The organism is Thermostichus sp. MS-CIW-36 (assembly GCF_054059035.1).
Genome location: NZ_JBSSBR010000004.1, coordinates 1 through 17,949 on the forward strand (window position 1 = coordinate 1; position 17,949 = coordinate 17,949).

Annotated in this window: 18 protein-coding genes and 1 tRNA gene; 4 read left to right on the forward strand and 15 right to left on the reverse strand. The window is 58.0% G+C overall.

Annotated features, from left to right (window positions below; genetic code table 11):
• From ACVWVQ_RS03095 to ACVWVQ_RS03130, 8 genes are all read right to left on the reverse strand, one after another.
• Positions 1 to 221: hypothetical protein (locus ACVWVQ_RS03095; RefSeq protein ID WP_457506821.1), on the reverse strand; the 221-nt coding region annotated here is incomplete at its 3' end.
• Between the two features lie 107 nt (positions 222 to 328).
• Positions 329 to 604, reverse strand: coding sequence for a hypothetical protein (locus ACVWVQ_RS03100; RefSeq protein ID WP_011433211.1), 276 nt, complete (start codon positions 602 to 604; stop codon positions 329 to 331).
• A 107-nt stretch (positions 605 to 711) separates the two neighbouring features.
• The gene (locus tag ACVWVQ_RS03105) at positions 712 to 1,050 is read right to left on the reverse strand and encodes a hypothetical protein (RefSeq protein ID WP_414342512.1); all 339 of its coding nucleotides are present in this window, start codon (positions 1,048 to 1,050) and stop codon (positions 712 to 714) included.
• 102 nt (positions 1,051 to 1,152) lie between these two features.
• Positions 1,153 to 1,225 (reverse strand) — tRNA-Ala (locus ACVWVQ_RS03110).
• Positions 1,216 to 1,905 (reverse strand): Uma2 family endonuclease, encoded by a 690-nt coding sequence (locus ACVWVQ_RS03115; protein ID WP_457506823.1) that lies wholly within the window; start codon positions 1,903 to 1,905, stop codon positions 1,216 to 1,218. Before ACVWVQ_RS03115 ends, ACVWVQ_RS03110 begins: the two co-directional genes overlap by 10 nt.
• A 59-nt stretch (positions 1,906 to 1,964) precedes the next feature.
• Entirely contained in the window at positions 1,965 to 2,345 is a 381-nt protein-coding gene (locus ACVWVQ_RS03120; protein ID WP_457506825.1) for a hypothetical protein, read from the reverse strand.
• Positions 2,346 to 2,518: 173 nt separating this feature from the next.
• Positions 2,519 to 2,818, reverse strand: a complete 300-nt coding sequence (locus tag ACVWVQ_RS03125; RefSeq protein ID WP_011433206.1) for a ferredoxin — start codon at positions 2,816 to 2,818, stop codon at positions 2,519 to 2,521.
• Between the two features lie 163 nt (positions 2,819 to 2,981).
• The gene (locus ACVWVQ_RS03130; RefSeq protein WP_457506827.1) at positions 2,982 to 4,175 is read right to left on the reverse strand and encodes an RNA-guided endonuclease InsQ/TnpB family protein; all 1,194 of its coding nucleotides are present in this window, start codon (positions 4,173 to 4,175) and stop codon (positions 2,982 to 2,984) included.
• 387 nt (positions 4,176 to 4,562) lie between these two features.
• Here ACVWVQ_RS03130 and ACVWVQ_RS03135 point away from each other — a divergent pair, with 387 nt between their 5' ends.
• Both ACVWVQ_RS03135 and ACVWVQ_RS03140 read left to right on the forward strand, forming a co-directional pair.
• Positions 4,563 to 6,017 carry a hypothetical protein gene (locus ACVWVQ_RS03135; protein WP_457506829.1) on the forward strand — a complete coding sequence of 485 codons (1,455 nt, stop codon included), beginning with the start codon at positions 4,563 to 4,565 and terminating at the stop codon, positions 6,015 to 6,017.
• A 92-nt stretch (positions 6,018 to 6,109) separates the two neighbouring features.
• Positions 6,110 to 8,953 carry a tetratricopeptide repeat protein gene (locus tag ACVWVQ_RS03140; RefSeq protein WP_457506830.1) on the forward strand — a complete coding sequence of 948 codons (2,844 nt, stop codon included), beginning with the start codon at positions 6,110 to 6,112 and terminating at the stop codon, positions 8,951 to 8,953.
• Here the strand turns inward: ACVWVQ_RS03140 and ACVWVQ_RS03145 are convergent.
• Genes ACVWVQ_RS03145 through ACVWVQ_RS03155 form a run of 3 tightly spaced genes read right to left on the reverse strand, consistent with a single transcriptional unit; the run spans position 8,940 to position 12,521 of the window.
• Complete coding sequence (locus ACVWVQ_RS03145) at positions 8,940 to 10,094, reverse strand: hypothetical protein (RefSeq protein ID WP_457506832.1); 1,155 nt, start codon at positions 10,092 to 10,094, stop codon at positions 8,940 to 8,942. The genes ACVWVQ_RS03140 and ACVWVQ_RS03145 overlap by 14 nt on opposite strands.
• A 21-nt stretch (positions 10,095 to 10,115) precedes the next feature.
• Positions 10,116 to 10,985 (reverse strand): FkbM family methyltransferase, encoded by an 870-nt coding sequence (locus ACVWVQ_RS03150; RefSeq protein WP_457506834.1) that lies wholly within the window; start codon positions 10,983 to 10,985, stop codon positions 10,116 to 10,118.
• Positions 10,986 to 11,006: 21 nt separating this feature from the next.
• Positions 11,007 to 12,521, reverse strand: a complete 1,515-nt coding sequence (locus tag ACVWVQ_RS03155) for an FkbM family methyltransferase (RefSeq protein ID WP_457506835.1) — start codon at positions 12,519 to 12,521, stop codon at positions 11,007 to 11,009.
• Between the two features lie 138 nt (positions 12,522 to 12,659).
• Between ACVWVQ_RS03155 and ACVWVQ_RS03160 the strand changes: the two genes are divergently transcribed.
• Together ACVWVQ_RS03160 and ACVWVQ_RS03165 are read left to right on the forward strand one after the other, a co-directional pair.
• Positions 12,660 to 13,256, forward strand: a complete 597-nt coding sequence (locus ACVWVQ_RS03160) for a hypothetical protein (RefSeq protein ID WP_457466811.1) — start codon at positions 12,660 to 12,662, stop codon at positions 13,254 to 13,256.
• Between the two features lie 31 nt (positions 13,257 to 13,287).
• Entirely contained in the window at positions 13,288 to 14,154 is an 867-nt protein-coding gene (locus ACVWVQ_RS03165; RefSeq protein ID WP_457466812.1) for a hypothetical protein, read from the forward strand.
• A 129-nt stretch (positions 14,155 to 14,283) separates the two neighbouring features.
• On the opposite strand, the gene ACVWVQ_RS03170 is transcribed toward ACVWVQ_RS03165, so the two are convergent.
• The 4 genes from ACVWVQ_RS03170 to ACVWVQ_RS03185 all read right to left on the reverse strand — a co-directional run bounded on the left by ACVWVQ_RS03170 (position 14,284) and on the right by ACVWVQ_RS03185 (position 17,920).
• Positions 14,284 to 15,555: a class I SAM-dependent methyltransferase gene (locus ACVWVQ_RS03170; protein WP_457466813.1), complete on the reverse strand. Its 1,272-nt coding sequence runs from the start codon at positions 15,553 to 15,555 to the stop codon at positions 14,284 to 14,286.
• A 52-nt stretch (positions 15,556 to 15,607) separates the two neighbouring features.
• Positions 15,608 to 16,729 carry an ABC transporter ATP-binding protein gene (locus ACVWVQ_RS03175; RefSeq protein ID WP_457466814.1) on the reverse strand — a complete coding sequence of 374 codons (1,122 nt, stop codon included), beginning with the start codon at positions 16,727 to 16,729 and terminating at the stop codon, positions 15,608 to 15,610.
• Between the two features lie 260 nt (positions 16,730 to 16,989).
• Positions 16,990 to 17,430 carry an Hsp20/alpha crystallin family protein gene (locus ACVWVQ_RS03180; protein ID WP_011433199.1) on the reverse strand — a complete coding sequence of 147 codons (441 nt, stop codon included), beginning with the start codon at positions 17,428 to 17,430 and terminating at the stop codon, positions 16,990 to 16,992.
• Between the two features lie 178 nt (positions 17,431 to 17,608).
• Positions 17,609 to 17,920 carry a PepSY domain-containing protein gene (locus ACVWVQ_RS03185; RefSeq protein ID WP_414383494.1) on the reverse strand — a complete coding sequence of 104 codons (312 nt, stop codon included), beginning with the start codon at positions 17,918 to 17,920 and terminating at the stop codon, positions 17,609 to 17,611.
• Positions 17,921 to 17,949: the final 29 nt, after the last annotated feature.

The window sequence follows — 17,949 nt, forward strand, 5'->3', positions numbered from 1 at the left end:
CGCATCTCTTGGGCCATCTCGTCAGTGCGCCGTTCCAAAGCCTCGGTGCGCCGTTCAATGGCTCGGGTGCGCTCGTCAAAGCGATCCAGCGCCTCGCGGAAAAACTGCGCCAGCATCGCCTGCCCTTCCCGCAGCTCTTGGATCAAAACCTGCTGGTTTTGCTGGGCAGCTTGCAACTCCTGGACGGCCCGAATCAGCCACTGCTCTTGCTCAGGTGTCATGCTTACTGAAGCACTACGGAATAAGGAAATCCTACCACCCTAAATCTCCTCCTGGGAGAAGGATCCGGGGATGGTTACACTAGCAACGCAGAGCGCTTGAGCCCAAGTTACCGCCGTTCCAAAAAGTCGCGGCGCAGATCCCGAATCTCCTGCCGCATCTCCCGCATCTCTTGGGCCATCTCGTCAGTGCGCCGTTCCAAAGCCTCGGTGCGCCGTTCAATGGCTCGGGTGCGCTCGTCAAAGCGATCCAGCGCCTCCCGGAAAAACTGTGCCAGCATCGCCTGCCCTTCCCGCAGCTCTTGGATCAAAACCTGCTGGTTCTGCTGGGCAGCTTGCAACTCCTGGACGGCCCGAATCAGCCACTGCTCTTGCTCAGGTGTCATGGTTACCAAGGCGCTACAGAACAAGGAAATCCTACCACCCTAAATCTCCTCCTGGGAGAAGGATCCGGGGATGGTTACACTAGCAACGCAGAGCGCTTGGGCCCAAGCTACCGCCGTTCCAAAAAATCGCGGCGCAGATCCCGAATCTCTTGCCGGATCTCTCTCATCTCCTCCGCCATCTGGTCGGTGCGCCGTTCCAGTGCTTCTGTGCGCCGTTCAATAGCCCGAGTACGCTCGTCAAACCGATCCATTGACTCGCGAAAGAACTGCGCCAGCATCGCCTGTCCCTCCCGCAGCTCTTGAATCAAAACCTGCTGGTTTTGCTGGACAAGACGCAGCTCCTGCTGGGCAGCTTGCAATTCTTTTTGGGAGGCTTGCAGCTCTCTTTGGGAGGCTTGCAACTCTTGGATGGCTTGAATCAGCCACTGTTCTTGCTCGGGCGTCATGGTTACTGAAACACTACAGAATAAGGAAATCCTACCACCACTAACTCTTCTCTCCTCCTGAGAGAGGGATCGGGGGCAAGGGATCCAAATCCAAAACCTCAATGGAGAGTAGGGAACTCGAATCCCTGACCTCTGCGGTGCGATCGCAGCGCTCTACCAACTGAGCTAACTCCCCGTAGCTTTACCAGAATAACCCGAATCCGCAGCCAAGATCTCCCCCGCCTGCAACTCCAGCTTGGGAAAGACCTTTGAGGATACCGGATCGGATCCCTTCAGCTCCAGCACATCGTACCAGCCTTCATGAAGCAGCAGCAGGCTCACCTTCTCCTCCAAGGGATCCACAACCCAATACTCGCCGATCCCCAAAACGCAATACTCTGCTTGCTTGGCCCGGTAGTCTGCTGCCCGGCTCAACTCACTCACCACCTCCACCACCAGCAGCAGCGGCGGATCCTCTAGGCGGATCAGCGCCTCCCGGGATCCCATCTCCTGCCACTGCTCCAGAGGCAGCACCACCACATCCGGGATCCGCACCGTATCCCACCGGTGGCTGCCCCGCGGCGACTGGATCCCTGGGCTCCCCTGTATCGCTGTCCAGGGCAACTGCTGCCGTGCAATCTCTGCCTCGAAAACTCGGCTGAGAAAGTTTTGAATCTGCACATGCCGTCCGGTTGGAAGAGCCATGGGCACCAACTCCCCTGCCACCAGCTCATAGCGGGTATCACTGCCATCCGAATAAGCAAGGTATTCCGCCAAACTCAGGCGAGCTCTTGATGGTGCAGAAACGGATCCCATTGCCAAAGCCATAAACCGTCTCGGCCAAAAGTCTCTTTGCTGCCATACTAGCCTTGTCATCTCGCACAACCCCTCTCTTCCTCTGGGAGCAGGGCTGTGAGCGCTCGGTCTGTTGGCAGTCAACGCCGTTCCAGAAAATCGCGGCGCAGATCCCGAATCTCCTGCCGCATCTCCCGCATCTCTCGGGCCATCTCGTCAGTGCGCCGTTCCAGCGCCTCGGTGCGCCGTTCCACAGCTTCCGTGCGCCGTTCAATAGCCCGGGTGCGCTCATCAAACCGATCCATTGACTCGCGAAAAAACTGTGCCAACATCGCCTGCTCTTCCCGCAGCTCTTGAATCAAAACCTGCTGGTTTTGTTGGACAAGGCGCAGCTCCTGCTGAGCGGCCTGCAATTCTCTTTGGGAGGCTTGCAATTCTCTTTGGGAGGCTTGCAATTCTCTCTGGGAGGCTTGTAGCTCCTGGATGGCTTGAATCAGCCACTGCTCTTGCTCAGGGGTCATGGTTGCTGAAGCACTACAGAATAAGGAAATCCTACCACTGCCAATTCTCCTCTCCCTCTGGGTGAGGGCCTCAGCAGCGCGGAGCGCTCGAACACCCCCTTGGGCCACCCAAAACAAAAACCCCTCTCTCTTTGGAAGAGGGGCTGGGGTTGAGGACGGAAATTCAAGCTCGATCAGTAAAGGGCTTCTTCTTGGTGGGTGATGATGGTGCAGTCGGAAGTAGGGTAAGCCACACAGGTCAGCACATAGCCCTGCTCGATCTGATCATCATCCAGGAAGGACTGATCGCTTTGATCCACCGTGCCGCTCACCAGCTTGCCGGCACAGGTCGAACAGGCACCGGCGCGGCAGGAATAGGGCAGCTCGATCCCTTGCTCTTCTGCCACGTCCAAAATGTATTCGTCATCCGGCACATCGATGGTGACGTTTAAGCCTTGCTCCTCGTTGATCAGAGTGACCTTGTAGGTAGCCATCCTGGTTGGGTCTCCAGAAAAAACATCCACTCCTCATCCTGCCACCCTTCTGCCCCGGATCAAGCATCCTTTTGTGAGGAAATAGGCAAATCTTCCGGTTTTTTCCAGGTGGATCCGCAAAAGCCATGCCGGGCAAGGATTGTAAACTACCCGGCTCCGACCGCTAAGCGGTACGGAGCGGGCTTTCAGTAGCCCTGAGCCTGCTCTGCTCTACCAGAGAACAAAACAAGCCCGGACCTCTAGGCTGGTTTACGACAGCCCCCAAGAGCGCAATCACATTCGCACCATTCAAATCCGCATCCCCTTCCCATCCACAGTGCCCACACTTGAACGACTTGCCACTGCGGTAGGATTGCGCAGGATCGGGATGGATATGCAAACACTTGTGGCAGGTCTGCGACGTGTAGGCAGGCGGCACAAGAATCAGAGCAACCCCCGCACGCAGAGCCTTGTACTCCAGAAACTGACGTAGTTGGTAGAACGCCCAACTGTTGGTCCTACGCCGCTCGGCTTTGCTGCGTGGCTGTTGATTGACCCTTTCCCGGATCCCTGTCAGGTCTTCCAGAGCAATAGCGCTGTTGGTAGCTTTTGCCCTAGAGACAATAGCTTTGGAGATGCGATGATTGACCCACGTTTGAAAGCGCCTCTCCTTGCCAGACAGCCGTTGCAACAGTTGACGGCATCTGCGCCGCGAACTGCGGGTGCCCTTACTGGCTTTACGTTGGAGTACCGCCCTCAATCGGGAGTAGTGGTCTCGGACTCTGTTCAACTGCTGTCCATTCCAATTGTCCCCCTCTGACGTATGGGCAATATCCGTCCTGCCCAAGTCCACCCCGATCACCTTGTCGGTATCTTGTTGCTTGGGTGGTTTTTTCTCTACGCAAATCTGGATGTAGTAGGAGCCGTCCTTCCGCTGGACTAGGGTGGCCGATTTGGGGTTAGAACCAGCCAGCATCCCACGCTGGTAGTTGCCAATGGCTAGCTCAAAGCGTTCTCTCCCTTCCACCGTGGTCAGCGACACTGTCCAGTCTTTCTCGCGAAATGAGAAGATACGTGCATCGTAGGTAACGAACCTACGCTTGAACTCTTTAACCGGACGGTTGTGCTGTCTCGCCACTTCGCGAGCGCCTGCCACCCGTCTGCAGACCTGTTGGGCCAAGTTGCTGGACAAGCCGAACCGGGCTCGAATCTCGTAGTAGCAAAGGGATTGCAGTTTGACCGCGTTGACAATCTTCTCCGGCGTGTTCTGGTTGACCCAGTTCAAGGCTTGGCCAAAAGCCTCCAAAGTCGCGTCCAATTTGGCGGCTTGCGACTGGGACACCTTGAGCTTGCAGGAGACGGTCAGGACTTGGGTCATGGTTCTATCATAACTTCCGCATTCCTCCCGGCACTGACCCTACGGGTACAGTGCGGGGCTCCTGCGATTTCTAGCTGACTGCTCTTCCGGTGGCTCCACCTGCTTTGCTCCCAGAAGCCGCCACCCGACTCCTTCCCGGGACCCTGCCCGGTGTCTGTGACCCACGTCACCTTTGATCTTGTACAGAAAAAATCGGCAGTACTTGCCAAAGCGGGCTAATGGGCTTGTATGATAAGCAGAGTAAACAGACGAGCCGCTTATCCAAGCGCGTGTGCGTCTTTCCTCGATTGGCTCTTTCCCACGGCCTGGCTTGCCCTGGGCGAGTTGATCGGGTAAGTTAAGGGAAGTGTTCAGCCGAACCCCACTTTTTTGGTTAAGAGGAGAACAATGAACGGAACAATGCACAAGTGGCTCCTGAAGTCACTCGGGTCTCTGTCTCTGGCTTCCACAGTGGTGCTGCTACCTTTGTTGCTCACCGGCTGCGGCGAAAGCAGCACTGGCACTGTTACACCCGTGCCGCCCCCGCCCCCACCACCCCCACCGGCTCCCCCGACTCCGCCGCCACCACCTCCCACTCCTGCTCCCACTCCCACCACTGCTGGCCCCATCAGCGCTCTGCCCACCCAACTGGCCGCTCTCACTCCGGGGGGACAAGTCTTCTCCAACCCCACTGTCATTCCCGTTGGCTTTGGCATTCGTCGCGCTAACGCAGCCGAGAACATCCCAGTGGGGGTTTACACTGACTACCGCGCTGTGCTTTCCTTCGCCATTCCCGACGACATTCCCAGCAACGCCATTGTGCAGGGGGCGCAGTTGACGCTGGTGCAGTTGCCCTCCAACGACTCGGCCACCATTCCTGGTTTTGGCGACCGGGGGCTGGGCTTCTTCTTCCTGGATCCGACACCGCACAACCTGCCGTCCAACAACGTGGTGTTCCAAGAAGTGACCTTGGGTGCGCCCGACAACGTGGTGTCCAGCGACTTCTTTGCGCCGGCTTCCAGCCCCACCTTTGTTGCCCTGAGCATCAACGGCAACGTGCTGGGTGGAGATGTCTCTGCTGGGCCGCGCACAGCGGATGTGGGGCCTGGGGTGCAGCGGGCGGTGTCAGGCTCCGGCTTCTACCAGGTGCGGCTGCAGTGTGCCAAGGAGGTGTGGAATAACCAGGCCACGGCAGTATTCCCCACCTTAACTGCTTCCTTTATCACCACAACTTCTGCAAGTGCTTCTGGAGCACCTGCATTTAACGCGGTTGCTCCTGTGGCAGTAGGGTTCACTGGGGCCGTTACGCTTACTTTTGACCAGCAGAATACTACTGCTAGTGCAAGCACCTATCAAGTTAACACCAGCTTCCCAGCCACGCTCACGATTACCCTCCTGGCCACCAACCCAGTTACGGTAAGCTTCAGTGCTGCAGGAAGCACCTTTACTGCTTTCCTACCCACTAATCAGACTACCATTACGCAGAGTATCCTAGAGATACGTGGCCTTGGAATTAGTACTTCCTTCACATTTGCCGGTCCGACGGTTAGTGCTACAGGTAACCAAAACCTGACCCAAGTCACCTTTAGTGCCTCTGACAGTCAGCTCACTGGCCCGGTCAACCTGACCCTGGTTATCCCCAACCAGACCTTCTCCTACTCGGCCACCTTCACTGTCAGCTTTACCTCCAGCGACACGGTGGCAGGCACGCCGGCCAATGCGGCGGGTCTGGAGATCAGCCAAGGGGCAGGTGGTACTTGCCGCGCCGAGTTCGACAAAGAGCCGGCCACGGGTACGGGTGCTGGCCCTATCACCACGGCTCGCGGGCCACGGCTGGACATCACCTTCACTGTCCCGCGCTAATTGGCGCTCTGCTGCCTCAGCAGCTGGCGGGCCTGTGCAGGCGGGCCCGCTTTTTTCTCACGCAACCCAGATTAGGTATAGAATCAGGAGTCGTGAAACCCAGGGATCCAGGCCAAGTGACACCCGATGCCCTTGTAGCCACCTTGGAAGCGGCAACCCGCCACCATCAGGCAGGGGAGCTGCAGCAGGCGGAAGGGGCCTATCGGCAGGTGCTGGCTCTCCAGCCGGAGCAGCCTGATGTTCTACACTTTCTGGGCATTCTCTGCTACCAAACGGGCCGGCTGCAGGAAGCGGCAGCTCACCTGGCCAAAGCCACTCAGCTGCGGCCAGAGCAGGCAGCCTTTCACAGCAACTTGGGGGCGGTGTACCAGGCGCTGGGCAAGCTGGAAGCAGCTATCGAATGCTACAGCCAAGCGGTGGCGCTGCAGCCGGATCACCTGCAGGCCCTCTTCAACCTGGGCCTCTGCCACTTCCAGCTGGGCCAGTACGACCAGGCTGAGCTGTATTACCGGCGGGCCCTGGCCCTGCAGCCCCAAGATCCTCAGATTTTGACAGATTTGGCCCACATTGAGCGGCAAAAAGGGCGGCTGGCAACGGCCATTGAGCATCTGGAGCAAGCCCTGGCAGCCGAGCTTACCCCCGAACGGGCGCAGCAGTTGGCGGATCTCTGCCGCGAGGCCGGGCAGTTGGAGCGCTCCGCTGAGCTCTATCGGCAGCTCCTGGAGCAGGATCCGCAGCAAGCGGCCTTGCACAATGGCCTGGGCTTGACCTTGGCAGAGCAAGGGAACTGGGAGGAAGCTATTGCTGCTTTCCGCCAGGCGCTGGAGCTGGATGGGCACTTGGTGGAAGCTCACATCAACCTGGGCACCGCCCTGCTGGAGCAGGGACAGCCGGAGGCGGCCATTGAAGCCTATCGGGCGGCTTTGGCGCTGCAGCCGGATCGCCCGCGGGTTTACTTCAACCTGGCCACAGCCTATCGCAAGCTGAAGCAGCCGCAACGGGCGTTGGACTACTACCATGTGGCCATTGGCCTGCAGCCTGAATATGCCGAAGCTTACCGGGGCTTGGCGGGTTTTTTGTCGGATCGCGGGTTGCGCAAGGTGTTCCCTTGCGGCATGGCCGATAGCATGGCCCACCTCAGCCGCGCTCTGGGTGTGCGGCCCAACCTGGCCGAGGCCTACTTCGAGGCCGGGTGTCTGCTGCTGGATCAACTAAGGTTTAAGGAGGCCATCCCCCTGCTGGAGAAGGCGCTGGAGTACAAGCCTGACTTTGCCCTGGCCTACAACAACCTGGGCCTGGCCTATCGGCACTTGAACGAGCCGGAAAAAGAAGAGATCCAATATCGGCAGGCGCTGGTGCACGACCCGGAGTTGGGGGAGGCCTACTGCAACTTGGGGCTGTTGTTGCAAAGTCAGCATCGCAACGAAGAGGCCCTGCCGGTTTTGCAGGAAGCGGCCCGCCTCAAGCCGGACTTCCTGGATGTTCACCGGGCCCTGGGATCCGTTTACAAAGAGCTGAACCGCCTAACCGAGGCGCTGGAATCTTTTCAGCGCGCCCTGGAGATCAACCCCGAGGATCCTTCCACCTATGCAGGGTTGGCAGGCACCTTCCTCCAGCAATGCCGCCACGAGGAGGCCATCAAAGCCTACCGCAAGTCGGCCAAGCTGGCTCCGGGGGTGATCGCTTTCCACGGCAACATCCTCATGGGCCTGCACTACGCCCCCGATTTCGATCCCGAAGAGACCCTGCGGGAGCACAAGAAGTGGGGGGATGCCACCCAAGCCTCGGTGGCCCATCTGCGGCGGCCCTACCACCGGGATCGGGATCTGAAGCGGCCTCTGCGCATCGGCTACATCTCCGGAGATTTTAAGCTGCACTCCGTGAGCATGTTTTTTGAGCATGTCTATAACCACCACGACCACGAGCGCTTCCAGATCTACTGCTATTCCAACGGGCCGTATTCGGACATCGTGACGGAGCGGATGAAGGAAAAGGCTGACGGCTGGCGAGATATCCACAAGATCCGCTCCGATGTGGAGGTGGCCGACCTCATCCACGAGGACAAGATCGACATTTTGGTGGATCTGGCCGGCCATACGGCCTACAACCGCTTGGGCGTGCTGGCCCTCAAACCTGCCCCCCTCCAGGCCACCTATCTGGGCTACCCCAACACCACTGGCCTGACCTTGGTGGACTACCGCATCACCGATGCCTACGCCGACCCGCCGGGCATGACGGAAAGGTACCACACAGAAAAGTTGATGCGCCTGCCTAAAAGCTTTCTCTGCTACAACCCTATAGATATCTTTCCGCCGGTTTCCGAGCTACCGGCTCTGTCTGCCGGCTACATTACCTTTGGCTGCTGCAACAACCCCACCAAAATTACCCCCAACGTGGTGGCCGTGTGGGCGGAGATCCTCAAGCGGCTGCCCAACGCCCGCATCCTGCTCAAAAACATGCGCTACACCGACCGCAGCGTCTGCGAGATCTTCTGGGGGCACTTCGAGCGGCACGGGGTGGATCGGCAGCGGGTGCACCTGGTGGGAGATCGCCGCAGCATTCCAGAGCACCTCCAGATCTACAGCGAGATTGACATTGGCCTGGATCCTTTCCCCTACAACGGCACCACCACCACCTGTGAAACCCTCTGGGGCGGTGCGCCGGTGGTGGTCTTGGCAGGCAATGCCCATGTCTGCCGCGTGGGAGTCTCCATCCTCACCAACGTGGGGCTGCCGGAGCTGGTGGCCCAAACGCCGGAAGAATACGTGGAAATTGCCGTGAACTTGGCCAGTGATCTGGAGCGGCTGCGCCATTTGCGCCACAGCCTGCGAGGCATGATGGAGAAATCGCCCCTGCGGGATCCACAAAGCCATGCCCGCGCCCTGGAGCGGGCCTATCGGCAGATGTGGAAAAACCTGGTGGTCAGCGGTCAGTAGGTTCCTCGGATTCCGAAGGAGCCACCTGCTCGAAAATGTCCCACAGCTTGGCGGCCACTGTTGCCCAGCTCAGCTCCTTGGCCTGTTCCAACCCCTTGGCAATGAGGGGAGAGCGTACCGGGTAGCTTTGAATGCGCTGCAAGGCGTCAACCAGCTCTTGAAGAGAGCCTTGGCAGAGCAGGGCTGTCGGGTTTTGCAAGGGATCCTTATCTTTTTTCTCTCCAGAGGCAGTTGCCGACTCCGAGCCGGAGGCATTTGGCTGCTCATCCCGGTAATGCACCACAGGACAGCCGCAGGCCATCGCCTCAAGGGGGCTGCTGGGCCGAAAGGTGGAGTGGAAAACCAGCGCCAGAGCCGAGGAATAGGCGCAGGCCAACTCTGGATTGCTCAGGCTGAGGTAGCGAATGCCTTGTTTTTGGGGCAGTTGCGCTTTGACAGGATCCACCTCCAGAGGACTGGGAAAGGCAAAGACCAGCTCGGTGCGGGAGAGCCTTTGGCCCTGCAGGATCTCCCAAGCTTGGCTGACAGCCTGGATGCCACGGTAATCAGCCAGCTGTTCGGGCAAGACGGCCAAGAAAAAAGGGCGAGTCAACTGAAACTTGCGGCGAAACTCGGCCATGGCATCGGGAGCAGCCGGCTTGGCCCAGCCTTCAATGGCCGGGTAGACTAGCGACATCTGCTCGGGAGGGATCCCGGGGTAGTGGGTTCGGAAGCCAGCAAGCACTTCATCGGAGAAGAAGACGTAGTGGGAAGCAGCCAGGATGGCATTTTTCTTCTCGATGTATTCCGAGTGAAATTGGCTGCCGGCCTCTGCTTCTAGGTCGTAGATGAAGGCGATGGAAGGGGTGGAGATGGGGGTGGTGTAGCCGGTGGAGAGAAACAGCCTGGCCTTGAGCTGGTCGCAGGCGCTCTGCAGGCCGGCGCGATCTTCATCCGCTTCCGCAAAGGCAAAGCGAGGGATCTCGGAAAAAAAAGTTCCCGGTGGCAACCAAGTTTGCCCGCGGGTGAGCACCACAAACTTCGTTGCCTTCTTGGCCTTGACCCATTCTTCAATGAGGCTCAGCCACAGGTAGGACTGATCCAAAAGTGGAGAGCGAGAAAACCCTTCCGACTGCCAGATAACCCCGTCGATGACGATCATCCCCCACCTCGTCTGAGCAATTTAAGAGACATTGAGAGCGGCAAACATTTTGGCCAGGTAGAAGTCTTTGTAGCGGGTTTGGGCAATTTGGTCATGGACGCCCAGGATGAAAGCCACCAGATCATAGGACAGGTAAATCTCATGCAAAACTACCGCCATTGCCAGCCGCTGCCGCGGGGAGAGCCGATCCAGGTGCATAAAGTTTTTGACGTAAACATAGTCGCACCACAGCACTTGGGTGTAAGGGCGATAGGTTCTGGCTGAAAAGGGCTTGAGGCAGGCACCGAAGTTGCTGGTCATGCCATGCAGAAGAAAGCCCTCTTCTCTAAGGGCAATATCCACATCGCTAAAAAGAGGCTGGTTTTTGTAGAGGGGTATGTACTCGACTTCTGTTTGGATAACAGTAACACTCTGTAGAGTTTTTCTAGCGCCCCGGATAACATCCAGCTCGGCTCCCTGAACATCCATCTTCAGAAAGTCCACTTCGCCCAGCTCTGGAATATCATCCAGGCGGGTGGTCTGGACTTCCTCAACCCGAGTTACCTGACAAACTTCCGCCAAGTTCTCAAAATGCTGGGCCAGCTCCTGATCGGGCTCGTAAAGAGAGGAGGTGTAGCCGGTATTGGTGAAATAGAACTTGCGGCGGGATCCATCCCCAATGAAATAGGGAAAGTATTGCCGCTTCACTTTGTCGGCGCGAGGAGCCTCGGCTAGGGCTCTGGCGTTGAGCTTTTCACACTCTTCCTTCTGGGGCTCAAATCCTATCACTTGGGCATGCCCTTCCTGAACCAGCTTGTCGAAGTTATCGCCGACGAGAAACATTGCTCCCACGTCCACAATTCGGATAAAAGGCATGTCTTTGTCGAGGATCTCGCTAATCGGGAAAGGCATTACTCTACTCCACAGAAACGGCTAGATTAGACCGGCTTTGCTGACAAGAGAAAAGCGACGGGGATGCACAGCAACCAAGTTTAACGCAGTTGGCAGTTGCACAGAAGCCTGAATGGTACTGAGATCTTGGATCATCGGGTTGTAAACATAAATGAGATAGCCTAATTCGGCGAGAAGCTTCGCCGACTCCAAACCTGAAAACTGGTCGACATTTCGGTTTTCAAACAGGATTACCGGGCTGCAGGTCTCGATAAGTTTTCTCCCCCCCTTCAAAACGGGAACTTCTGCCCCTTCCGCATCGACTTTGAGCAAATCAATGTCGGGGCTGCCCTCTGAGATCCACAGCTCGTCTAAGGTAATTTGCTGCACCGGCTTGGTTTCTTCTACAACCGACATGGGATCCGTGACGATGCGGTTGAAAACGCTGGCCCCTTCGCAAACCAAATAAACTTCCCGAGCCTCTTCGCCAACTGCAGCTTCCACGACCTGTACAGAGGGATCGAGTTGGTTTTGAGCAACAGTTGCCCGCAAGCACTGCAAACACCCCGGCGTGGGCTCGATGGCATAGACTTTTCCAGACTCGCCCACACAGCGGGCAAAGAGAAAGGTGTAAACCCCAACGTTGGCCCCCACGTCAATGGCGTTCATGCCCGGCTTGAGGATTTGCCGACACAGCTCGATTTCACTTTCAAACCAGCGATCTTGAGCCAGGAGGACGAAGGTCACAATGCTTTTAAGATCTGGCTCTAGCCTTAGCTTGTACCCCTCATACTGAGTCCAAATTTCCATACTGGCCACCGCCTCCGAGGCTGGATCTCCGTTAGGAGGCGTTTCTAACTCTTGCTCTGCTGAATCCGACTCCGCCTTGGAGGGATCCTGCCGCGGAATGTAGCGATCTAGAACCAGTTGCAGCACTTGCAGGGCCCTGTCCTTCTGCCCAGGGAAATGGTCGGCTATTTTCTGCAGCAAAAAAGGCCCTTCCGGCTGCGCTTGGGCCGCCGCATTCATGGCAACCACCATCTGGGCCTCTAAGTCCTCTGGGTCAATGGCTGCAGCCAGCCGCCAGTAGGGCAATGGCTCCGGTCGGTAAACGACTCCGCTGTTGTGGGCTAGCCAACGGGCTAGAGTGTGGAGGTAGCGCTCGCGGGGGCCAAGGCGGGAAGCAGAAGCGGCCTTAGAAGAGCGGCGGGCCTTTTTGCTAGCAGAAGCCAGACGAGGGGGATCCCAAGCGAGCTTGGGCTGGGATCCGGTTAGGCCCAAGCTGGGATCTTCTAGGTAACGCTGGGTCAACAGCCGGGAGAGCAGCTCTTTTCCCTCTTGGAGGGCCGTGTAGCCGCTTCCCAAGGCCAAAAGGGCATGGAGGCGATTAAACTGACAGGGGAGATGATTGGGATCGAGATCCAAACCCTGCCGCCAGGCCGCCAGAGCCATGGCCCAAGCCGCACGTCGCTCCCGCGAGGTTTTGGCTTGCTGGGCCTTCAGGCAATGAGAGATTCCCAGCTCGTTACATTCATCGGCAGTGGTGGGGATCCCCATGGCTTCGCTAACTAAGCTGCTGAATTATCCTACCACCTTGCCGGAGCTGCACTGGGTCTTCCCTGAACAGGCAGAAGAGAAGGCGGAAAAAGTTTGGTAACCTAGGAGAGCGATGCCGCTTGTGGTTGAGGGATGTTCATGGTACGCCGTTTCCCCGTCTGGATTGCTGCTGTCGCCTTGGCAGGAGGGATCGCCTGTACGCAGGCAGCTCCTGTGCAAACTCCTGACCAGGTGGTGAAAACGTTTATCGCAGCCACCGAGAAGGGGGACTGGGGCACGGCAGACAGCTACCTGACGGAGCGCTTCAGCAATGCCCTCCGGCCGGGATCCCTGCCTTCGATTTGGGGCATGGTGGGGGAGAACGTGCAGGTGCGCAACCAAGAGGTGACCGGGAAGACGGCCTATGTCTGGGTGGAGGGCACCGACTCGCTGGAGGATGCGGCCCAGCGCCTGGGGCTGGATCCCTTGACGTTGCGCAAGTATTTGACCCAGCCGGATCTGGCGGATCCCACCTATCAGCAGTTGGCCCCGCAGTTGGTGGGGATGCGCCTGGAGGGGGACACGGTGACCTCCCGCGTCAAGATCACCCTCTACCAGCAAGACCGCGGCTGGCGGATCGAGGTGTGGCAGCCGGATAAGCCACCTGCTGCTTCGGGATCCCAGTCGGAAAACCCAGAAGAGACAGAAGCAGCGGATCCCGGTGAAAATTCTGCATCTCCAACCGAGAACCCCTAGGACTGTTACCTGCAGGGAGATTGGGGAGGGTGTGGATGTGAGAGCGTGGTTTTTCCTGGTGCTGGCTTTGCTGCCTCTGGGGGGCTGTTGGCAGGCCAAAACGGCTGAAGAAACGCTGCGGGAGTTTGTCCAGGCGGCCAATGCTCGGGATTTTGCCACGGCAGAAGCCTTGCTCACCCCGCGGCTGCTGAAAGGGATCCCTCCGGGGGCCTTGGATCAATCGTGGCCCTCAGCGGAGGAGTTTACCCTCACCCCCATTCAAGCGGTGGGCAATACGGCCATTTTCCGGGTGGAGGCAATCCTGAAGCCAGAAGCGGTGGTGCCGACTTTGCGTTTCCAGTTCACTGCCGAGGAGCTGCAACGATTTTTAACAGAGCCGGATCGGGAGGATCCCCGGTTTCGCCCTTTTCGCTCTCAGTTGGGCTTCTACGAGCCTTTGCCGGAGGGTCGGCTGCGCGCAGTTATGGAGGTTACCCTCTATCGCCAGGCTCAAGGGTGGCGGGTGGAGTTGGCTCGGCTGCAGCCTTTAAATACAGAGGTTCTCTACGAGCCAATCAAGTTAGCGGAAGAAGCACAGCCTTTCCAACTAACTGGGACGGTGCGGCTGCTCAACCGCAAGGAGGGCTGGATTGGGGTCAACTTGGAAAAAGTCAGCCCCAGCTTGGAGCGCTACGCGGGCACGTGGGTCTCGGTGGTTCCTGCTGAGGATGTTCAAGTGACCCGCCTTGGCCGTTCTGCCAGTTGGCTGGATCTGCGCCCAGGCGATGCGGTGGAAATGGAAGGCACTGTTCGGTTCGCCGTCAACGTCGATGCGGAAGGGCGGATCCCAGCGGCCATTCGGGCCGAGCAAATCAGGGTACTCAAAGCAGACTCAGAGGGATCCGGATCCCAGCCTTAGGTGGGACAGCGTGTGTGGCCATTGCAATTCCAACTGGGACACTGCACCCATACCTCAACCGTTTCTCCCAGAATGAGATAAGGGGGCGTCATAAATTGGGAAGGACAGCTCCTGGGGGAGCAACTCCTGTTAACGCAGAGGAGAGTCCAACAGCACCACCAGCCGCTCTTCAAGGAACTTGAGATTGGCCACCACTTGGTTAAAGGCCTCTTCGGGGGTCCAATCCATGAGATCTAGCGCCTTGGCCGCCAGGGCCTGTACAGGAACAGGCTCTTCTCCAAAAACATCGATCAACCAGCGCACCGAGAAGGGATCGATGGTGATGTTGCCCTCGGAGCCGGGCCAGCCGTTGATGTTGACCGGGCCATTGTCGCGGATGGCATTCTCAAAGGCAGCCTTGGCGTTGAGCCTCAGCAGCAGGGGATGGGCGTGTACCGAGCCATTTCTCCATTCCTCGTTGCTGAAGGGTTGGGGAGAAGTGGCCCCGGTGGGGTGGCCACACCAGAAGTCGATCAGGCGGGTCAGGTTAGGAAAGATTAACTCGATAAAGTGCAGCAGCTCCTCTTGGTTGAGCTTTTTGATTTGGCGCAGAGCGTAGGGAACGGGCTTGGTGAGGACCCGCTCCAGCTTCCACTGCTGCCAATTGACCATGCTGATGAACTCCAGCCCGGCTTGGCGGAGCATCTCAAAGACCTGAGGTACGGTAAAGCCTTTGTCGCTGCGCAGCAGGAAGTTGGCCAGGATCCCATTGGTGGTTTTGATGGCATCCCCCTGCCAGTGGCTTTTGACGAAGCTGCCCTCGTGAAGGGCATCCATCAGCTCCCTGAGGATGGGAACGGCTTTGGCAGCCGGCTCATCCATCACCCCCAGCAGCTCCATGGCATCCTGCATGTTGAAAATAAACTGGCGCTGGTAAAGGCTGTGGACATTGGTGCGGATGATGCCGTCCGGTTTGAGCACCTGGCGCATGCCTTTCAGCCCTGCCACCGGATCGTCCAGTAGGTAGAGCACGTCATTGCAGGCGATGAAATCGAACTGCTCCCCCAAGGCTTGCAGGTCGGTGATGTCCATCACCTCGAAACGCGCCTCTTTGATCTGGTGAAACTCAAAGCGCTGCCGGGCCATTTTCAGGGATTCTGCCGAGATGTCCACCCCGACGAAGGTGGCACCCGGATTGGCCGTGGCCAGCACGAGGGTCTCCCAGCCGGAGCCACAGCCGGCGTTGAGCATCACTTTGCCCTCGGGTTTGACCACCTTGCGGTTGCGGCGATAGTAAGCGGTGGTGAGGCTGTTGGCAAACAGCGCGAAGTTATCCGTAACCGTCTGCTCAATCGGGACATTCGGGTAGGGAAATTCGTCAAACTGCGCCTGAACCAAGCGGGACGTCGATTGCTCCGGCATAGGGATCCCTGCCTCTGTAGGACTGATTAGGATTCTAAAGCGATTCCAGGGTTTAACCCAGGCGCTGCTCGGTTTCGGGATCGAACAGGTGGAAGCGATCCATATCGAAGATCACTTCCGCCCACTGGTTGACGCGCAGCTGGGTACGGGGATCCACGCGGGCAATAAACTCCTGCTCGGCCAGGATCCCTTCTCGGTCGCTGGTGCTGAGATAGAGGATTACTTCATGGCCCACCAGCTCCGTTACCGAGACCTTAGCCCGCACCGGGGCAGGTTGGATCCCTGGGGGTTGGTAGTGGGGATCGTGGATGTTTTCCGGGCGGATGCCGAAGATGACCGACTTGCCGACGTATTGCCAATAGGGCTCTGCCTGGTGGGGCGGGATGGCCACGCGGAAGGCGCCGGTATCCACCCAGAGAGTGCCCTCCTGCTCCCGCAGCTTGGCCTGGAAGAAATTCATGGCGGGGCTGCCGATGAACCCGGCCACAAACAGGTTGGCCGGGCGGGTGTAGAGGGTGTGGGGGGTATCCACCTGCTGCAGGCGGCCATCCTTCATGACGGCGATGCGGTTGCCCATGGTCATGGCCTCCACCTGGTCGTGGGTAACGTAGATAAAGGTGGTGCCCAGTTGCATGTGCAACTTGCTAATCTCGGCCCGCGCCTGTACCCGCAGCTTGGCATCCAAGTTGGAGAGGGGCTCATCCATCAAAAACACCGCCGGATTGCGCACAATGGCCCGCCCGACGGCAACCCGCTGCCGTTGCCCACCCGAAAGTTCCTTGGGCTTGCGGTTGAGCAGGTGTTCGATCCCAAGGCGCTTGGCCACCCCCCTAACCCGGCTTTCGATCTCCGCCCGTGGCAGGCCGCGCAGCTTGAGGCCAAAGGCCATGTTCTCGGCCACGGTCATGTGGGGGTAGAGGGCATAGGATTGGAAGACCATGGCGATATCCCGATCCTTGGGGGGGACATCGTTCACCCGTCGATCGCCAATGTAGATGGAGCCGGCGCTGACCTCTTCCAACCCGGCCAACATGCGCAGGGAGGTGGTTTTGCCGCAGCCGGAGGGGCCGACAAAGACGAGAAATTCCCCGTCTTCGACGGTGATGTTCAGGTCATGGACGGCGGTGGTGTCTCTGTAGCGCTTGGTAACGTGTTCGTAGGTAACGCTGGCCATGCTCTCAACCTTGGCTCCGTTGCGCACTCAAACCCTATCCAAAGCGGCGGGCAAAAGTCAAATCGAGTTGAGTTGAGTTCGGTAGGGAGAGCTGGGGATCCCTGCAGCGAACCCGATTTATTCCTGCTTGAAATGAGCGCAAGCTGAAAAACCAAAACGCAAAAAAGGACTAAAAAAGGGTAGGCGATGAGCCTACCCCTATGGGATCTTTTTTCCTCATGGAAAATTGCCTAACCTCAGAGCAGCTTCAGCTACGCCCATCAGGAGACAACGCTCACTTTGACCACTTGGGCTTTTTCAGAGTCTGCCTTGGGCAAGGTGAGGGTGAGGATCCCATCTTTGTATTCGGCTTTCACCTGATCGTGTTTGATCCGGTTCGGCAGTGGGATCACCCGTTGGAAGCGCCCATAACGGAATTCAGTCCGGGTTACCCCTTTGTCTTCAGAGCGCTTCTCAAATCGCCGTTCCCCGGTGATGGAGACCGCTTCGGCTGTCGCTTGGATATCCAAGTCGTTGGGGTTCAAGCCGGGCAGCTCCAGCTTCAGGGTAATGGTTTCGGGATCATCGTGCATCTCCACTGCCGGCATGAAGGCAAAGCCGTCGGCCTCGGTGGTGCGAGGGATCAACCGGTCGAACATCCGGTTCATTTCCCGTTGAATTTCGTCAATTTCCCGAAATGGATCCCAGCGGACAAGAGCCATAGAGCATCCTCCTCCTCTATTACTTTGCTTTTTTGACTTCCAGTTCGAGTTTGGAGCTTAGCTTTTGGGGCTCAACTTTAGAGGTGCAAGCAAAACCTCTATGCTTCTAGTGTAGTCAAATCCGTTCCGGGAAATGTAGGGTTTTCTGGAATGTTTCTTAGGTGTTTACCCTACAGGTTTATCCATCCAAAACCCTCTGGGACTCCGTATGTTTGGGGCGGCGATGGAGTTTTGTGGGTAACCACATACTGAGACCGGTGGCCACCATCACCAGCAGCCCCAGTCCGTTTAAGAAGGGGTAAACCGCTTGCAGGTCGAGGGGGCCCCACTGCCCTTTGTGGATTTGGATCAGCCAGTAGTAGTCGAAGTTTTCGTTAAGGCGGGCAATTTGATACAGGGATCCCGTCAGCACCGTTACCACCAACGGCAGGGCCAGGATGGGGGCAAGGGTGCGGTGGATGCGGCGGATCCTCTTTGGATTCAGGGCCATTGAGCTTTCTCCAGGGCAATGGGGCGATC